The 13,446-nt window shown below is 73.5% G+C and carries 12 protein-coding genes; 5 read left to right on the top strand and 7 right to left on the bottom strand.

Annotated elements, in window-relative coordinates:
• Positions 1-25 precede the first annotated feature (25 nt).
• The 4 genes from ACIQMJ_RS04930 (at position 26) to ACIQMJ_RS04915 (ending at position 2,259) form a co-directional block, all read left to right on the top strand.
• On the top strand, positions 26-313 hold the full coding sequence (locus ACIQMJ_RS04930) for a type II toxin-antitoxin system Phd/YefM family antitoxin (RefSeq protein WP_499759661.1): 288 nt from the start codon (positions 26-28) through the stop codon (positions 311-313).
• Positions 310-720 (top strand): type II toxin-antitoxin system VapC family toxin, encoded by a 411-nt coding sequence (locus tag ACIQMJ_RS04925; RefSeq protein WP_499759660.1) that lies wholly within the window; start codon positions 310-312, stop codon positions 718-720. Before ACIQMJ_RS04930 ends, ACIQMJ_RS04925 begins: the two co-directional genes overlap by 4 nt.
• Before the next feature lie 65 nt (positions 721-785).
• Positions 786-1,703: a sensor histidine kinase gene (locus ACIQMJ_RS04920; RefSeq protein WP_499759659.1), complete on the top strand. Its 918-nt coding sequence runs from the start codon at positions 786-788 to the stop codon at positions 1,701-1,703.
• On the top strand, positions 1,600-2,259 hold the full coding sequence (locus tag ACIQMJ_RS04915) for a response regulator transcription factor (RefSeq protein WP_499759658.1): 660 nt from the start codon (positions 1,600-1,602) through the stop codon (positions 2,257-2,259). The genes ACIQMJ_RS04920 and ACIQMJ_RS04915 overlap by 104 nt, the downstream gene beginning before the upstream one ends.
• Before the next feature lie 141 nt (positions 2,260-2,400).
• Here the strand turns inward: ACIQMJ_RS04915 and ACIQMJ_RS04910 are convergent, their stop codons facing one another.
• Positions 2,401-2,775: a hypothetical protein gene (locus ACIQMJ_RS04910; protein WP_141979792.1), complete on the bottom strand. Its 375-nt coding sequence runs from the start codon at positions 2,773-2,775 to the stop codon at positions 2,401-2,403.
• A 364-nt stretch (positions 2,776-3,139) separates the two neighbouring features.
• Between ACIQMJ_RS04910 and ACIQMJ_RS04905 the strand changes: the two genes are divergently transcribed.
• Positions 3,140-4,450, top strand: a complete 1,311-nt coding sequence (locus ACIQMJ_RS04905; RefSeq protein WP_499759657.1) for an alginate O-acetyltransferase AlgX-related protein — start codon at positions 3,140-3,142, stop codon at positions 4,448-4,450.
• Positions 4,451-4,471: 21 nt separating this feature from the next.
• On the opposite strand, the gene ACIQMJ_RS04900 is transcribed toward ACIQMJ_RS04905, so the two are convergent.
• The 6 genes from ACIQMJ_RS04900 to ACIQMJ_RS04875 form a co-directional block, all read right to left on the bottom strand.
• Positions 4,472-6,235, bottom strand: coding sequence for a glycosyltransferase family protein (locus tag ACIQMJ_RS04900; protein WP_499759656.1), 1,764 nt, complete (start codon positions 6,233-6,235; stop codon positions 4,472-4,474).
• Entirely contained in the window at positions 6,232-6,768 is a 537-nt protein-coding gene (locus tag ACIQMJ_RS04895; protein WP_499759655.1) for a hypothetical protein, read from the bottom strand. The genes ACIQMJ_RS04900 and ACIQMJ_RS04895 overlap by 4 nt, the downstream gene beginning before the upstream one ends.
• On the bottom strand, positions 6,765-8,657 hold the full coding sequence (locus ACIQMJ_RS04890; RefSeq protein WP_499759654.1) for a glycosyltransferase family 4 protein: 1,893 nt from the start codon (positions 8,655-8,657) through the stop codon (positions 6,765-6,767). Before ACIQMJ_RS04890 ends, ACIQMJ_RS04895 begins: the two co-directional genes overlap by 4 nt.
• Positions 8,658-8,769: 112 nt before the next feature.
• Positions 8,770-10,374, bottom strand: a complete 1,605-nt coding sequence (locus ACIQMJ_RS04885) for a class I SAM-dependent methyltransferase (protein ID WP_499759653.1) — start codon at positions 10,372-10,374, stop codon at positions 8,770-8,772.
• Positions 10,375-10,379: 5 nt separating this feature from the next.
• A complete protein-coding gene (locus ACIQMJ_RS04880) occupies positions 10,380-11,552 on the bottom strand; it encodes a DUF1707 domain-containing protein (protein ID WP_499759652.1) in 1,173 nt (390 codons plus the stop codon).
• A 105-nt stretch (positions 11,553-11,657) separates the two neighbouring features.
• Positions 11,658-13,379 carry a DUF2079 domain-containing protein gene (locus ACIQMJ_RS04875; RefSeq protein WP_499759651.1) on the bottom strand — a complete coding sequence of 574 codons (1,722 nt, stop codon included), beginning with the start codon at positions 13,377-13,379 and terminating at the stop codon, positions 11,658-11,660.
• Between the last annotated feature and the right edge of the window lie 67 nt (positions 13,380-13,446).

The following is a 13,446-nucleotide window of genomic DNA, read 5'->3' as shown; positions in this document are numbered from 1 at the left end:
AACAAATTGTTCTACAGTTGCGAGCATGGGTGAGCCGTCGACCATCGGCGTCCGTGAGTTGAACCAACGCACCAGCGCCGTCCTCAAACGGGTGCGTGCGGGTGAGCGCATCACGGTTACCGAGCACGGTGAGCCGGTCGCCTACCTCGTTCCCGTCCAGCCGAGCACCGACGTGCTCGACCAGCTCGTCGCCGCGGGTCAGGCGGTTGCGCCTACTCGCACCGGTCCGCTCGCCCTGCCGCCCGACCGGGGGGACGCGGACGTGGACGTGGCGGTGGAGCTCGTCGCGGCGCGTGACGAGGAGCGTTGGTGATCTACCTGGACACGTCCGCCCTGGTGAAGCTCGCGCGTCGCGAACCGCGCACGATCGAGCTGGTCGACTGGCTCAACGCGGACGACCGGCTCGGTGTTCGGCGCGTGTCCTCTGTGCTGGCCGAGGTCGAGTTGTCCCGTGCGTTGCGGCGGTCCGCTCCGAAAGACCTGGCGAACGTGCCGGTCGTGCTGTCCGACCTGTACCTGGTGGAGATCACTCCCGTGGTGCGTCGGACGGCCGCCACGTACCACGACCCGCTGCTGCGATCGCTCGACGCGATCCACCTCGCCACCGCTCAAGCGCTGTCGGGCGGGCTCGACGCGTTCGTCACCTACGACAAGCGGCTGCTGGAAGCCGCCGCCGGCATCGGGTTGGCGGTGGCGGCGCCGGGCGCGTACGACCGCTGACGTACGGGCGCGAGCCGCCTGCGCGCCGACGCCGACCCCCGCTGCCCTGTCGTACCGTCGTCGGCATGGCGTGGTTGGCGTGGGTGTGGTTCGCGGCGACGTTCGTGCCGCTGATCTGGCGCAAGCGCTTCCCCGTCGCGGTCATCGGGATCACCGGCGGGTCGACGTGGCTCTACTACGTCACCGGCCACTGGGGTCCGCTGATCGCCGCGCCCGCCGTCGCCGTGCTCTCCCTGCGCCGCACCCGTGTCCTCGAGCAGCGGAGCCGCCAGGTGGAAGAAGAACGGCTGCGGATCGCGCGGGAGGTGCACGACGTGGTCGCGCACAGCCTCGCCATGATCAACGTGCAGGCCGGGGTCGCCGCGCACGTCGCCGACCGCCGTCCCGAAGAGGCCGTGAAGGCGCTCAAGGCGATCAAGGAGGCCAGCGGTCGGGCGTTGGACGACCTGCGGGCGACCCTCGGCGTGCTGCGCACCGGCGAGGGCACCACGCCCGCGCCCAGCCTCGACCGGCTGGCCGAGCTGGTGGGGCCGGTGCCGATCGCGAAGGTCGTCGGCACGCCCGGGGCGCTGCCCGCCCCCGTCGACGCCGCCGCGTACCGGGTGGTGCAGGAGGCGCTGACCAACGCGCTGCGGTACGCGCCGGACGCGTCCGAGATCGTCATCTCGTTCGAGCACACCGAGGACGCCCTGGTCCTCACCGTCACCGACGACGGCCGGGCCCGGCCCGACCAGCCGGCGCAGGGCGCGGGCTCCGGCATCCGCGGCATGCGGGAACGGGTCGAGGCGCTGGGCGGCACGCTGGACGCCGGCCCGTCGAGCGGTGCCGGACGGGACCGGGGCTTCACCGTCAGGGCGGTCCTACCGTGGGAGGTTCGTGGTGATCAGGGTGGTGCTGGCCGACGACCAGGCGTTGGTGCGCGCGGGTTTCCGCCTGCTGCTCGACACCGAGGACGGGTTCGAGGTCGTCGGCGAGGCCGGTGACGGCGCGGAGGCGGTGCGGCAGGCGCACGAGCACCGGCCGGACGTCGTGGTGATGGACATCCGGATGCCGGGCACCGACGGCCTGGCCGCCACCCGGCAGGTCTGCGCCGAGCTGCCGGACGTGAAGGTGCTCGTGCTGACGACCTTCAACGTGGACGAGTACGTGTTCGAGGCGCTGCGCGCGGGCGCGTCGGGGTTCCTGCTCAAGGACACCGACCCGGTCGAGCTGCTGCACGCCCTCAGGGTGGTGGCGGAGGGTGACGCCCTCCTCGCACCGAGTGTCACCCGGAAGTTGATCGAGGAGTTCGCGAACCGGCCGGAGCACCGCCGTCCCGACCCGCGGGCGCTGCGCGAGCTGACCGCGCGGGAGCGGGAGATCCTGGCGCTCGTCGCGGCCGGCATGTCCAACGACGAGATCGCCGAGCACCTCGTGATCAGCCCCGCCACGTCCCGGACCCACGTCAGCCGGGTGATGACCAAACTGGGCGCGCGGGACCGCGCGCAACTCGTCGTGCTCGCCTACGAATCAGGTTTGGTGTCCCCGCGCCGAGGGTGAATATTCATTGTTGGGAACGCGTGGGATGCACATGGACCACCCGCGAAAGTTCTGCGTAAATCGCACAAAAATCACGGACAGTGACCGAAACGCCAGTACCCGCCGCATTGTGTGTGCGGCGGGTGACGTTAACCGGAGATGTCAGGCGATAGCGCCGGGCGGCAGCTTCAGCTTGAACGGCAGCGTGGTCACGACCGCGAGGTCGGACGCCGTCTTCTTCATCAGCGTCGGCGCGTTGCGCGAGCCGGGCTCGGGCAGGTCGAGCAGCCGGTCCACGGCCTCGACCAGCGGACCCTCGTAGATCCAGACGGCCTGGGCGGCGCGCTGGCTGTCCCGCACCGCCGGCAACCTGCCCGCGCGGGCCTCGGTCTCCGACCAGAACAGGATGGAGTCGATGAACCCTCTGCGCTGCTTGAACGCCATGATGCGGTCGAGCTGTCCGTCCTCGTCCCGGAGGTGGAGGAACTGGAACCCGCTTTCGCGCAGCTCGATGACCTTACTCAGTGCGAGATCCATGACGCACCTACCTCTGTTCTGAGGTCCCCTAGCAGGCACAGGTCGTACGACCCGAAATGATCGTACGGCAAGTGGACAAGCCGCCATAGGGACTAGGCCGGCGGGGCGGCCTCAATACGGGGTTGCCCAGCTTCGAATTTCGATGTGGATCGCAGGACGCGGACGGTTCGCACTAAAAAGGCCACCGCCCCCGAGGTGACCAGCATCACAGTGGGCCACATGTCGCTCCTTCACCGCATCGGCTGTCCGGTCACCCGAAGAGACGTCCGCCACGGCCGCTGGGTTGCACGGGCCGCGGATCGTCAATCCGCTCCTTGAGGTGAACCCCGAACAGGTGATCCACGCGCCGGCTACGCTGTTCGGCGTGAGCATCGAGCCGCCCAAGCCTCAGAGCCTCCCGGCGGTGCCCGAGTCGCTGCTGCCCCGCGAGCACGCCCTCTACCGGCCCCGGCACGGCAAGCGCCAGCACACCGCGCTCACCCTCGCCGTCCTCTTCTTCTGCCTGCCCGCCTTCCTGCTCGTCGCCGGCGTCCGCCCGGCCGAGTTCGAGAACCGGCAGCTCGCCGCGTTCCCGTCGATCACCGACGGCTGGGGCTTCTTCACCGGGATGGAGAAGTGGGCGGCCGACCACCTCCCGCTGCGGTCGCAGGCGGTCGCCGCGGCCGACGGGATCAGCCGCGGCGTGTTCGGCGAGCCCTACCCGTTCGGCCAGAAGCGCGACACGGGCCCGGTGCCCGGCTCGGTGCCCGAGCAGCAGGCGCAGGACGAGCCGCTCACCGGCGTCGAGATCCCCCGGGCCAGCGGATTCCCGGTCGTGGTCGAGGGCCAGGACGGCTGGCTGTTCCTCGGCTACGACGTGCAGGCCGCCTGCCAGCCCAACAAGACCGTGGACGAGGTGTTCGGCGCGCTGAACCGGCTGCGCGCCGGGGTCGAGGCGTCCGGTCGCGAGTTCGTGCTGGTCGTCGCGCCGAACAAGGCGACCGTGGTGCCCGAGCGGCTGCCCGCGAGCTACCTCGGCTCGAAGTGCTACGACAAGGCCCGCGACGAGTTCTGGCGCAGGCTCGCGCCCGAGACCGGGGCGCTCGACCTGCGCGACGACCTGGGCACGGCGGCGGCGAAGCTCGGCGGCCCGGTCTACAGCAAGATCGACACGCACTGGACGCACGAGGGCGGCCTGGTGATGGTGCGGGCCATCGCCGAGGCGGTCGAGCCCGGCTCCACCGCCCGCTGGCGGGAGACCAAGGCCGCGGTGGTCGACGTGCCCGGTGACCTGCCCACGCTGTTCGGCCGCACCCAGACCCGCCCGGTGCAGACCTACGACCTCGCCCCGGACGGCCGGACCGTGCGCAGCAAGCAGGTGCGCGACAACCTGCGCGAGCCCAAGCGGTTCACGCTGCCCGCCGGCGCGGGCGGGGTGAAGCCGAAGGTCGGCCTGATCGGCGACTCGTTCGCGTTCACCGTGGCGAGCTACTTCGTCGGCGGGTTCTCCGACGTGAGCCTCGTGCACAGCGACCTGGTCGGCACCGACCCCGCCCGGGTCGGCCGGATGCTCGCCGAGCAGGACGTGGTCGTGCTCGAAGCGGTCGAGCGCAGCCTGGTCGGCGGCATCAACACCGCGCTGTCCGACTCGGCGGTCGACGCGATCGTCCGCGAGCTGGCCGAGCGCCCGCGCTAGCGGCGGGCACCCGGCCGGGGCTCACACCCGCAACGACCGCTCCCACGTGCGGTGCGGGTTCAGGTCCAGCGGTCGGATCGGCACGTCCGGCCGCTGCCGGCGCAGCAGCACCTGCTGCACGAGCGCCGACCGCACGTCACCGGCCGCGACCTGCCGCCAGAACACGTGGTCCTCCAAGCCCTCCAGCAGCGGGTCGCGCGTCCACCCGCCGAACGAGTCGACCACCGACCGGCGCACCAGGTAGCCCGAGCCGAGGTAGGGCAGCAGCCGCAACCGCGGCTCCTCCGGCGGCAGCGCGCCGACCAGGCCGTCGACCGGGTCGCCCACCGGGCAGTGCGCCACGTCGGCGTCCGCCTCCAGCAGCCGCTCCACCAGGTGCCGCGAGGCGCGCATGCCCGCGTCCAGCACCAGCAGCCAGTCGGCGTCCGACCGTTCGAGCAGACCGTTGCGGGCCGCGCCGCGCCCCAGCGGCATCTCGTGCTGGAGCACCGCGGTGGCGTGGCTGCGGGTGAGCATCGAAGCCCCGTCCACGCACACCAGCAGCCGTCCCGGCCGGACCGTCCCGCCCAGCAGGTCCAGCAGCAGGTCGTCCGGGTCCTGCTCGCCGGGCCGCTGCACGACAAGCACGTCCACGTCCGAGCCGGGGTGGGCGGGCGACACGTCGTGCCAGGCGGAACCGGAGGCGCGCTGCGCGAACGCGGTCCGCTCCACGGCCAGCGCCGCGGCGGTGACCTCGGCCTCGACCACCTGGCGGCCCAGCGACGACTCGCCCGCGAACCGGGGGTCCCACGACGGGGTGTCCACCGCGAGCGGCCGCTGCTTCGACTCGGCCTGCGGCGCGGGCAGGTCGGGCAGCGGCGCGGGGGAGGCGGGCTTCGCCAGCACGCCGGCGGCCAGCTCCACGAGCGTGCGGGCCGACCCGAGCAGGTCCAGCTGGTTGCGCACGAAGTCGTACCCGGCCAGGCGCAGCTCCCGCTCCCGCTCCGGCTGCGCCGCCAGGGCCGCGGCGACCGCGCCGAGCGAGCGGGTCCGGGCCACCACCAGGTGCTCGCCCGGCACCAGCGGCTCGACGTCCGTCGACGGCTCGGTCAGCACGACGCAGCCGTTCGTCAGCGCCTCCAGCACCCGCACCCACTCCAGCGCCTTCGACCGCTCGCGGTGCAGGTTGATCAGCATGCGGGAGTCGGCGAGGTGGCGGAACTTCTCCTCACCGGGCAGGAAGTCGACCCGCTGCCCGGTCATCGGCTCGTGCGGCGGGGTCAGCAGCCGCACCCGCAGGTCGTCCAGGTCGGCGGAGTAGGAGTTCAGCAGCACCGACCGGCGTCGCTCGGCCGTGCCGAGGTAGGTCACGTCGACGTGCCGCTCGCTGTCCGGGTCGCCGCCCCAGCGGTCCCACAGCGGCGTGTAGCCGAGCTGGAAGTGCTCGACGGCCGCGCCGCGGCGCCTGAGCTCGTCGGTCGAGTCGACGTTGATGTCCACCGCGCCCGCCAGCGACCCGATCAGGCCCGCGGTGCGCTCGAACGTCAAGGTGCCCGGGTGCTCCACGCAGAACGCCATGGTCCGGGCCCGCAGCTCGGCCGACGGCCGGTCGGCCACCGGCGTGACGTAGAAGTACTCGTGCGGCACGACGACGTACACGGTGTCCTCGGCCGGCTCCGGGAACCGGCCGACCGCGGTGCGCGCCCGTCCGCCCGCCCGCCGCACGGCGTCCGCGACGACCTCGAACAGCTCCTCCATGAACGCCGACCCGCCGGCGGCGGACACCAGGCACAGGTCGGGGGTCACCGCGGCCGTCCGCGTCGGCGCACGGCGCGCAGCGGCGCGGTGACCCGCCAGCTCACCGTCGCCTTCGTCGCGGCCAGCTCGCGCGCCAGGTGCGCGGCGCGGGCCTCGGCGGCGGCGGCCCGGTCCTGCCCGCCGGACGGCGCGATCGCCACCGTCGCGGGCGGCGTCTCCGCGCCGGACAGCGCCAGCTCCGCGTCCAGCAGCCGCAACCGCAGCTGGTCGCGCTCGGTGCGGGTGCGGGCGAGCTCGGCGCGCAGCGCTTCCCGCTCCCGCTGGGCGTTGGCCAGCTCGGCCCGCAGCGCCTCGTCCCTGGCCTCCTGCTCGGGCCGGCTCAGCGCCTGCTCGCCGAAGACCGCGACCTGCTCGGCGAGCCGGTCGCGGTCGGCCAGCAGCTCCCGCGACGCCTCGTCGGCCTCGCGCAGCTGCCGCAGCAGCCGCTCCCGCTCGGAGACGAAGACCACCCGCTCGGCGCGCAATCTGGTCAGCTCCGCGCGCACCGGACCGGGGAGGTCCGTCAGGTCCTCGTCAGTCATGCCACGTCCCCCTGTTCGGCGATGGTGCGGAGCACCTCGGAGTACTCGTCGGCGTACCCGGTCGGGTCGAGCCAGTCGCTGAGCTCGCGGAACGCGTCCGCGGCCATCTCGGCCCGCTTGGCCCCGGGCGTCTCCACGGCCCGCAGCAGCGCGACCGTCAACGCGTCCACGTCGTTGGGCTCGAACAGCCAGCCGGTGACCCCGTCCTCGATCATCTCGCGGGCGCCGAACACGTCGCTGGCGATCACCGGAACTCCGCAGCACACGGCCTCCAGGATCGACCGGGGCAGCGACTCGACGTCGGAGCTGTTGACGAACAGGTCCGCGGCGTGGAACCACGGCGTCGGGTCGCGCTGGATCGGCACCAGCCGCACGTTGTCGCCCAGCGCGTTGCGCTCGACCAGCTCCTCCAGCGCCAACCCGTACACGGTCGGGTGCTGGCCGACGACCGCGAGCTGCACGTCCGGCTTGAGCCTGCGGATCCGCTCCACCGCCGCGATCAACCCGGCCTGGCCCTTGCGCGGCTCGACCACACCCACGTTGAGCAGCAGCAACGCGTCGTCCGGCACGCCGAGCGCGGCACGGGCCTCGGCCCGCCTGCGCTCGCTGATCCGCCCGCCGAAGCGCACCATGGGCGTGCCGTAGCGGATCGTGCGGCACCGCTGCGGCTGCGAGTAGCGGGCGAACATCTCCTTGGTGGCGTCGGCCACGAACAGCAGCCGGTCCACCGCGCCGAGGCTGTGCTCCCAGCGCTGCTTGACCCGCGGTTCGAGCCCGGCCGGGCCCCAGTTCAGGAACGAGAAGTCGGCCAGCTCGAAGCTCTCGTGCACCACCCACGCGGTCGGCAGGCCGGCCCGCTTGGCGGCGTCGGCCGCGCTGAACGCCCCGAGGGTGTTGACCATCGCGACACCGGCGCCGGACGCGCCGGCCAGCAGCGCCAGCTCCGCCACGTGGCCCTCGTAGGAGGCGATGTCGCCGATCCGGTAGTGCGAGGTCAGGTGCACCGGCACGCCCAGCGCGGCGCAGTCCTCGCGCAGCGGGCCGTCGATCGGCGTCACCACGGTCGCGGCCCAGTCGTGCTTCTTCACCAGGCCGGTCAGCAGCTCCTGCAACCACAGCTGGCCGCCGCCGATGGCGAGGCTGTGCGTGAACACCAGCAGGTGGTGGGGGTCGAGCCGGGGCGTGAGGCGGGCCAGCAGGCCCGCGGTCTGCTGCTCCAGCCGGTCGCCGAGCAGGTCGTCCGACGCGTCGCCCGCCGGGTTGGACACGGTGGCGAAGCGGACCGGCGTCGACCACTCGCCCACGCCCTCCGTGGACAGCCGGACCCGCACCGACACGCGGCGCTCCTCGCCCGGCCGCACCGCGACCGGCACCCGCGCCTCGAACCCGCTGACGCCCGCCTCGGTGAAGTCGGGGAACGCCTCGGCCACGTCGGGCCGCGGCAGCCGGGTGCGGGCCCGCACCACCGGGCTGCCCTCGACGAACACCTCGACCAGGCTCGGCGCGCGGCTGTCCAGCATCGCCCAGCCGCTGACCAGCACCAGGTCGCCGCTGATCGTGGCGTCGGCGGCCGGGCTGTCGAGGTCGGCCAGCCACAGCGGGCCCTCGGCCTCCTCCGAGCCGACCACGACCACCTCGGACGTGAGCACCTCGCCGCTCGCCGACAGCACGGTGACCGGCCACACGCCGTTGGGCACGGCGGTCGCGGTGCGCGCGGCCCAGCCGATCGCGCCCCTGGGCGCACCGGGGAAGTCGATCGCGTGCACGGCGGCGGCCCGGCCCGCGATGTGCACGCCCACCTCGCCCGCCGAACCGACGCCGGTCGCCCAGCCGCGCAGCTCGAACGAGTGCCCCACCGGTCTGGCGGGTCGTTCCACGTAGGCCGTCATCGCCGCGGCCCCGCCGGCGCGCCCGCGTCCTCGGCGGCCCGGCCCCGCGCGGTCCCCCGGACACCGACCGGCCCGGTCGGCTCGACGCCGTGCAAGCTCATCGGGTTCCCCTTCACCCGGCGACCGGGTCGTTCAACCGCGTTCTCCATGCCGCCCTCAAGTAGTCCTGCTCGCGCCGCAGCCCCGCCCCCGCCGACGCGCCGCTGATCCGCACCGCCTGGAAGCGCGCCTCGCGCTCGGCGGCTTCGTCGATGAACCCCGGCGCGTGCCCGAGCAGCACGCCGAGCCAGCCCGCGAGGTCGCGCACGGTCGTGTGCTCTCCCGCGCCGCGCCACCCGGCGCGGGCCAGGTGGTCCGCGGCCAGCAGCACGCCGCGCTGCTCGACCTGCGCCACGGTGGCGTCGGCGACCTGCCAGTCCAGGTCGATCGCGCGCAGCCCCGCGTCGGTGACCAGCACGTTGTGCGGCACCAGGTCCCAGATCGCCGGGCCGAGCGCCTCCGCTTCGGCGTGCAGCAGGTCCCGCCAGCCGCACAGGGCGTCCTCCACCCGCCACGGCTCGTCCAGCACCGTCGCCAGCAGCGGCCTGCCCTCGTGCACCGGCTCGTCGTAGCCGCGCACCGACACGACGTCGTCGCCCTGCGGCAGCAGCGGCGTGCGCCGCACCTGCGCGTCGACCACCTCGGCCCGCGTGCACCAGCGCGCCGCGCGTTCGGTGTTGAAGTACACCGCCAGCCGGTCCTCCGGCCACAGCCGCTGGGGTCCGTCGCCGGCGACGGCCACCACCAGGAAGCTGTTCCACGCCTCACCGGCCAGGCCCGCGGCGACCAGCTCGCCCCACAGGGCCGCCTCGTCCACCGGGCGCGGCTCGTCGTGACCCCAGTCCGGGCTCGGGAACCGCGGCACGTCGAGCGCCAGCCCCGGGTACCGGTCGGCCAACCCGTCGGCGAACACCGCGCGGGTGATCTTGTAGTCCGGGAAGCAGCCCCACGTGCCCGCCACCCGGAAACCCGCGCCGGTCAGCAGCCGCTCCAGCGGCCTGCGGGCGAACGTGCGGGCCGGCGCGCCGTCCGGGTAGCCCTGCGGGCCGTCCCAGCGCTTGCCGCTGTGGTCCTCCGGCGCGCCCGCGAGGTACTTCACGCCGAGCTGGTTCTCGATCGCCAGCACCAGCGCGCCACCGGGCTTGAGCCTGCGCCGCACCGACCGGAGGAACTCGGCGTACGGCTCGTCGGACTTGTCGCCGCGGCCGACGTACTCCAGCACGCCGATCACGAACACCAGGTCGTAGGCCGGTTCGTCGGGCACGTCGTCGGCCAGGCCGACGAACACGCGCACGCCCGGCAGGTCGGCGGTGCGGCGGGCGGCGATGGCGGCGCGCGCCGGCACGGGCTCGACCGCGTCCACGGCCGCGACCCGCTCGCCGAGGTGGCGGGTGATCGCGCCGCACCCGGCCCCGATCTCCAGCACCACCGCGTCGGCGGGCAGGTCGAGGGCGCGCAGCACGTTCGCGCGCCCCCGGTCGAGGTGGTACTGCTCGGCCCACGTGCGGCTCGCGTAGTGCAGCTCGTCGCTGAGCGAGCCGAGGTCGCCGGCCGAGTCGACGATCGCCGCGACCATCTCCTCCCCGCCGTCGAGGTAGTCGACGGCGGGTGGTCCGCCGAGCACCGGGCAACCGCCGTGCCGCTCGGGGTGCAGCCCGCGCAGCGGAGTGGTCGGCACGGTCGTCACTGCACCGCGGGGAACTGCTTCAGCACGGCCTTGACCTGGTCCTGGTAGCTGCCGCTGAGCGCCGCCTCCTGGACCAGCGGGGTCTGGCGGATGCCCACGACCACCACGTTGTTGCCGGACAGGTACACACCCCGGTAGTCGGCGACCTCCGGCGTCACGCGCTTGTCGAACGACAGCGACTCCGGCATCCCGGGCAGCGGGTCCTTGATGTTGAGGAAGCCCTCGGAGCGCTGCGCCAGCAGCAGCTGCTCGGCCAGCGTCGTGGCCGCCGCCTCGTCCGCGGTCGGGATCACCAGCACCGAGAACTGCTCGACGCCCTTGCCCTCGAACGCCGGGTTCTTGGTCGCGCCGCGCCAGGCCACCTTCTCCACCTGGCCGTCGACGAGCACCTGCACCTCGGTCGCGGACAGGACCTCCTTGGCGGTGAGGTCCGAGGGGGTGAGCACGCCGTTGTCGGCGTCCTTCTTGGCGTTCAGCTCGGGGATCTGCTCCAGCAGGATCTCGTTCGGGTCGGTCGGCTTCGGCTTCGTGGTCGTGGTCGCCGCGGCCGTCGTCGTGTCACCGCCACCGCCCGGCTGGTCGTCGCCGGTGAGGAAGTAGAAGCCCGCGCCGACGCCCGCGAGCAGCAGCACCACCAGGCCGACGATCAGCGCGACCTTCTTGCCCTTGGACGACGAGGAGGAGTCGTCGAAGACCTCCGGGCCCTGCACCATCCACGACGGCTGGTCGATCGGCGAGTACATGTCGTTCCCGCCGCCCCACGGCGGCGTGGCGGCCGGCCCCGGCATCTGCTGCGGGTGGTTCGCCTGCCAGCCCATCTGCGGCTGGTCCATGCCCTGCGGCGGGGTCACGGGGCGCACGTACTGGGTGCGCTCGGCGTCCTTGTTCTGCTGGGGGTTCTGCTGGGGCGCGACCACCTGGGTGGCGTCGGCGGGCGCGGCCGGGCCGGTGCCGACGACCTGCGTCGCGTCCGGCGGCGGGCCGCCGCCCGGCTGCTGCGCCTCCCAGCGGAACGGCTGGCCGAACGGACCCGGCTGCTGCGGCTGGGGTTGTGCCGACTGCGTGGCGCTCGCGAGAAGTTCGTCCCTCCGCCGCCGGTAGTCGTCGGCGGAGATCCGTCCTTCGGCCAAAGCGGTGTCCAACTGCCGAAGATCGTCTTGCCAGGACATCGTGGGCCCCTCCAGTGCTGCTAAGCAAAGGTCATTGTGACGTACACGGACGCGGTGCCCGCGTGCGCCTCCGGGTCGGTGGGTTGGGCTCGGGCGGTCGGTCGATCAGCCGAGGACGGTGGTGATCCGGTAGAGCCGGCCGCCCGATGCGACGAGGACCACGCCGTCCTCGGTTCCGGGTTTCGCCACGGCCCGCCAACCGGAGCGCCCGGTCCCGGTGACGATCTGGGTGACGTCGCGCCGGGGGATGCCGACCGCGCCGCCGCCCACCACGGTCCCACCCTGGTCGGTGATCAGGACGCAGTCGGGGGTGTTCCCGGCGACCATCGCCCAGCCGCCGACCTCGACACCGCCCTTCACCTCGCCGGTCTCGACCGCGCCCGCCGTGGGCTGGTCCTGGCCCGGCGGCGGCAGCGCCGTCACCGCCGCCAGGTCGACCCGCGAGCCGAGCTCGGGGCCGCCGCAGCCCAGCGTGAAGTCGTCGGTGAACGGGTAGACGCCCATGGCGCGCAGGACCGGGGTGAACTGCGGGTAGGCGAAGTTCTTGAGGATCACGCCGTCCGCCTGGAGGTGCATCGCGACGGCCAGCACCGGCTGGACCGGGTACTTGTTGCGCGTGGTGACCGCCCACGTCGCTCCGATCGCGTAGGTGGCCACGCCGACGGTGAGCACGGCCGCCACCACCCGGGCGGTCGGCTGGGCGCGGGCGCGCAGGACCAGCAGGACCACGAGGGCGGCCAGGGCCAGCAGCGCGATGCCCGCGTACCGGGGCGCGAGCCCTTCCGCGGCGCCGTACCGGCCGCGGCTGAGCCCGATCATCACGGCGGCCAGCACCATGTGCACGGCCAGGCCGTGCCAGCCCGCGTCCTCCCGGGCGTCGACGCGGTCGACGGCTCCGGCCCCGGCTTCGAGGTCGATGCCGGTCGTGGTGTCGGTGTCGGTGTCGGCGAGGCGCTGCCGGACGGCACCGGCCAGCAGGAACGCCAGCAGGCCCACCGCCACCGCGCCGCCCGCCAGCGCGAAGTCCGCCGAGGCCGCGGCCCACACCTGGCCGAGCGTGGTCAGCGCGGCGCTCAGGTAGGTGTCCGGACCCGTGATGAAAGGACCCGGGTAGCCCGGCGTCCCGCGACCGGCCAGCAGCCACACCACCAGCACGACCGCGCCCAGCGGCAGGGGCAGCAGCACCCGCCACCGGCGGTCGCCCCGCAGCCACGCGGTCACCGCCAGCGCCGCCCACACCGGGAACCCTGCGCCGTGACCCAGGCACGCGACCGCGGCGAGCACGACCGCGGGCAGCGTGCGACCGCGGGCGGCCAGCGCGATCGCGGCCACCGCGGGAGCCAGGCCCAGCAGCCAGTGCGTGCCGCTCATGCCGATGCCGAAGTACTCGGTCGCCGCCGAGGAGAACACCAGCGCGGACAGCGCGGCCGTCACCGCGGCGCGGCGGACGCCCGTCAGGCGGCGCGGCAGCATCAGCACCAAGGAGACGAACACCACAGTCGCGAGCGCGACGCTGAAGAGGTTCAACGGCCAGTTCTGCCCGGCGAACAGCTTCGCGTCGAGCCAGAACGCGAGACCGGCCAGCACGGCGGGGTGGTCGTTGTGCAGGACCAGCAGCTCGACCGGCTTGAGGCCGCCGGTCGGCGTGGTGACGCGGCCCAGCAGCAGCCAGAAGTCGCCGTAGTTCAGGCGGGGTGACCGGAACGCCTCGGCCACGGCCAGCGCGAACGGCACGGCGGCCAGCAGGTGGAGCGACAGCGCCGCGACCCGCCCGCCGCGTCGCGGGGGCCGCTCCACCCGTTGTTCGGCCAAGACTGCTACTGCCACCGGTTCACCATCGCCATCTACGCCAACACACCGTGCCGAGTTATGAGAACGCACAAAAGTACCCCGC

The organism is Actinosynnema sp. NPDC091369 (genome assembly GCF_044757065.1).
Classification (GTDB): Bacteria; Actinomycetota; Actinomycetes; order Mycobacteriales; family Pseudonocardiaceae; genus Actinosynnema.
This window is presented reverse-complemented; position numbering and strand designations above follow the sequence as displayed.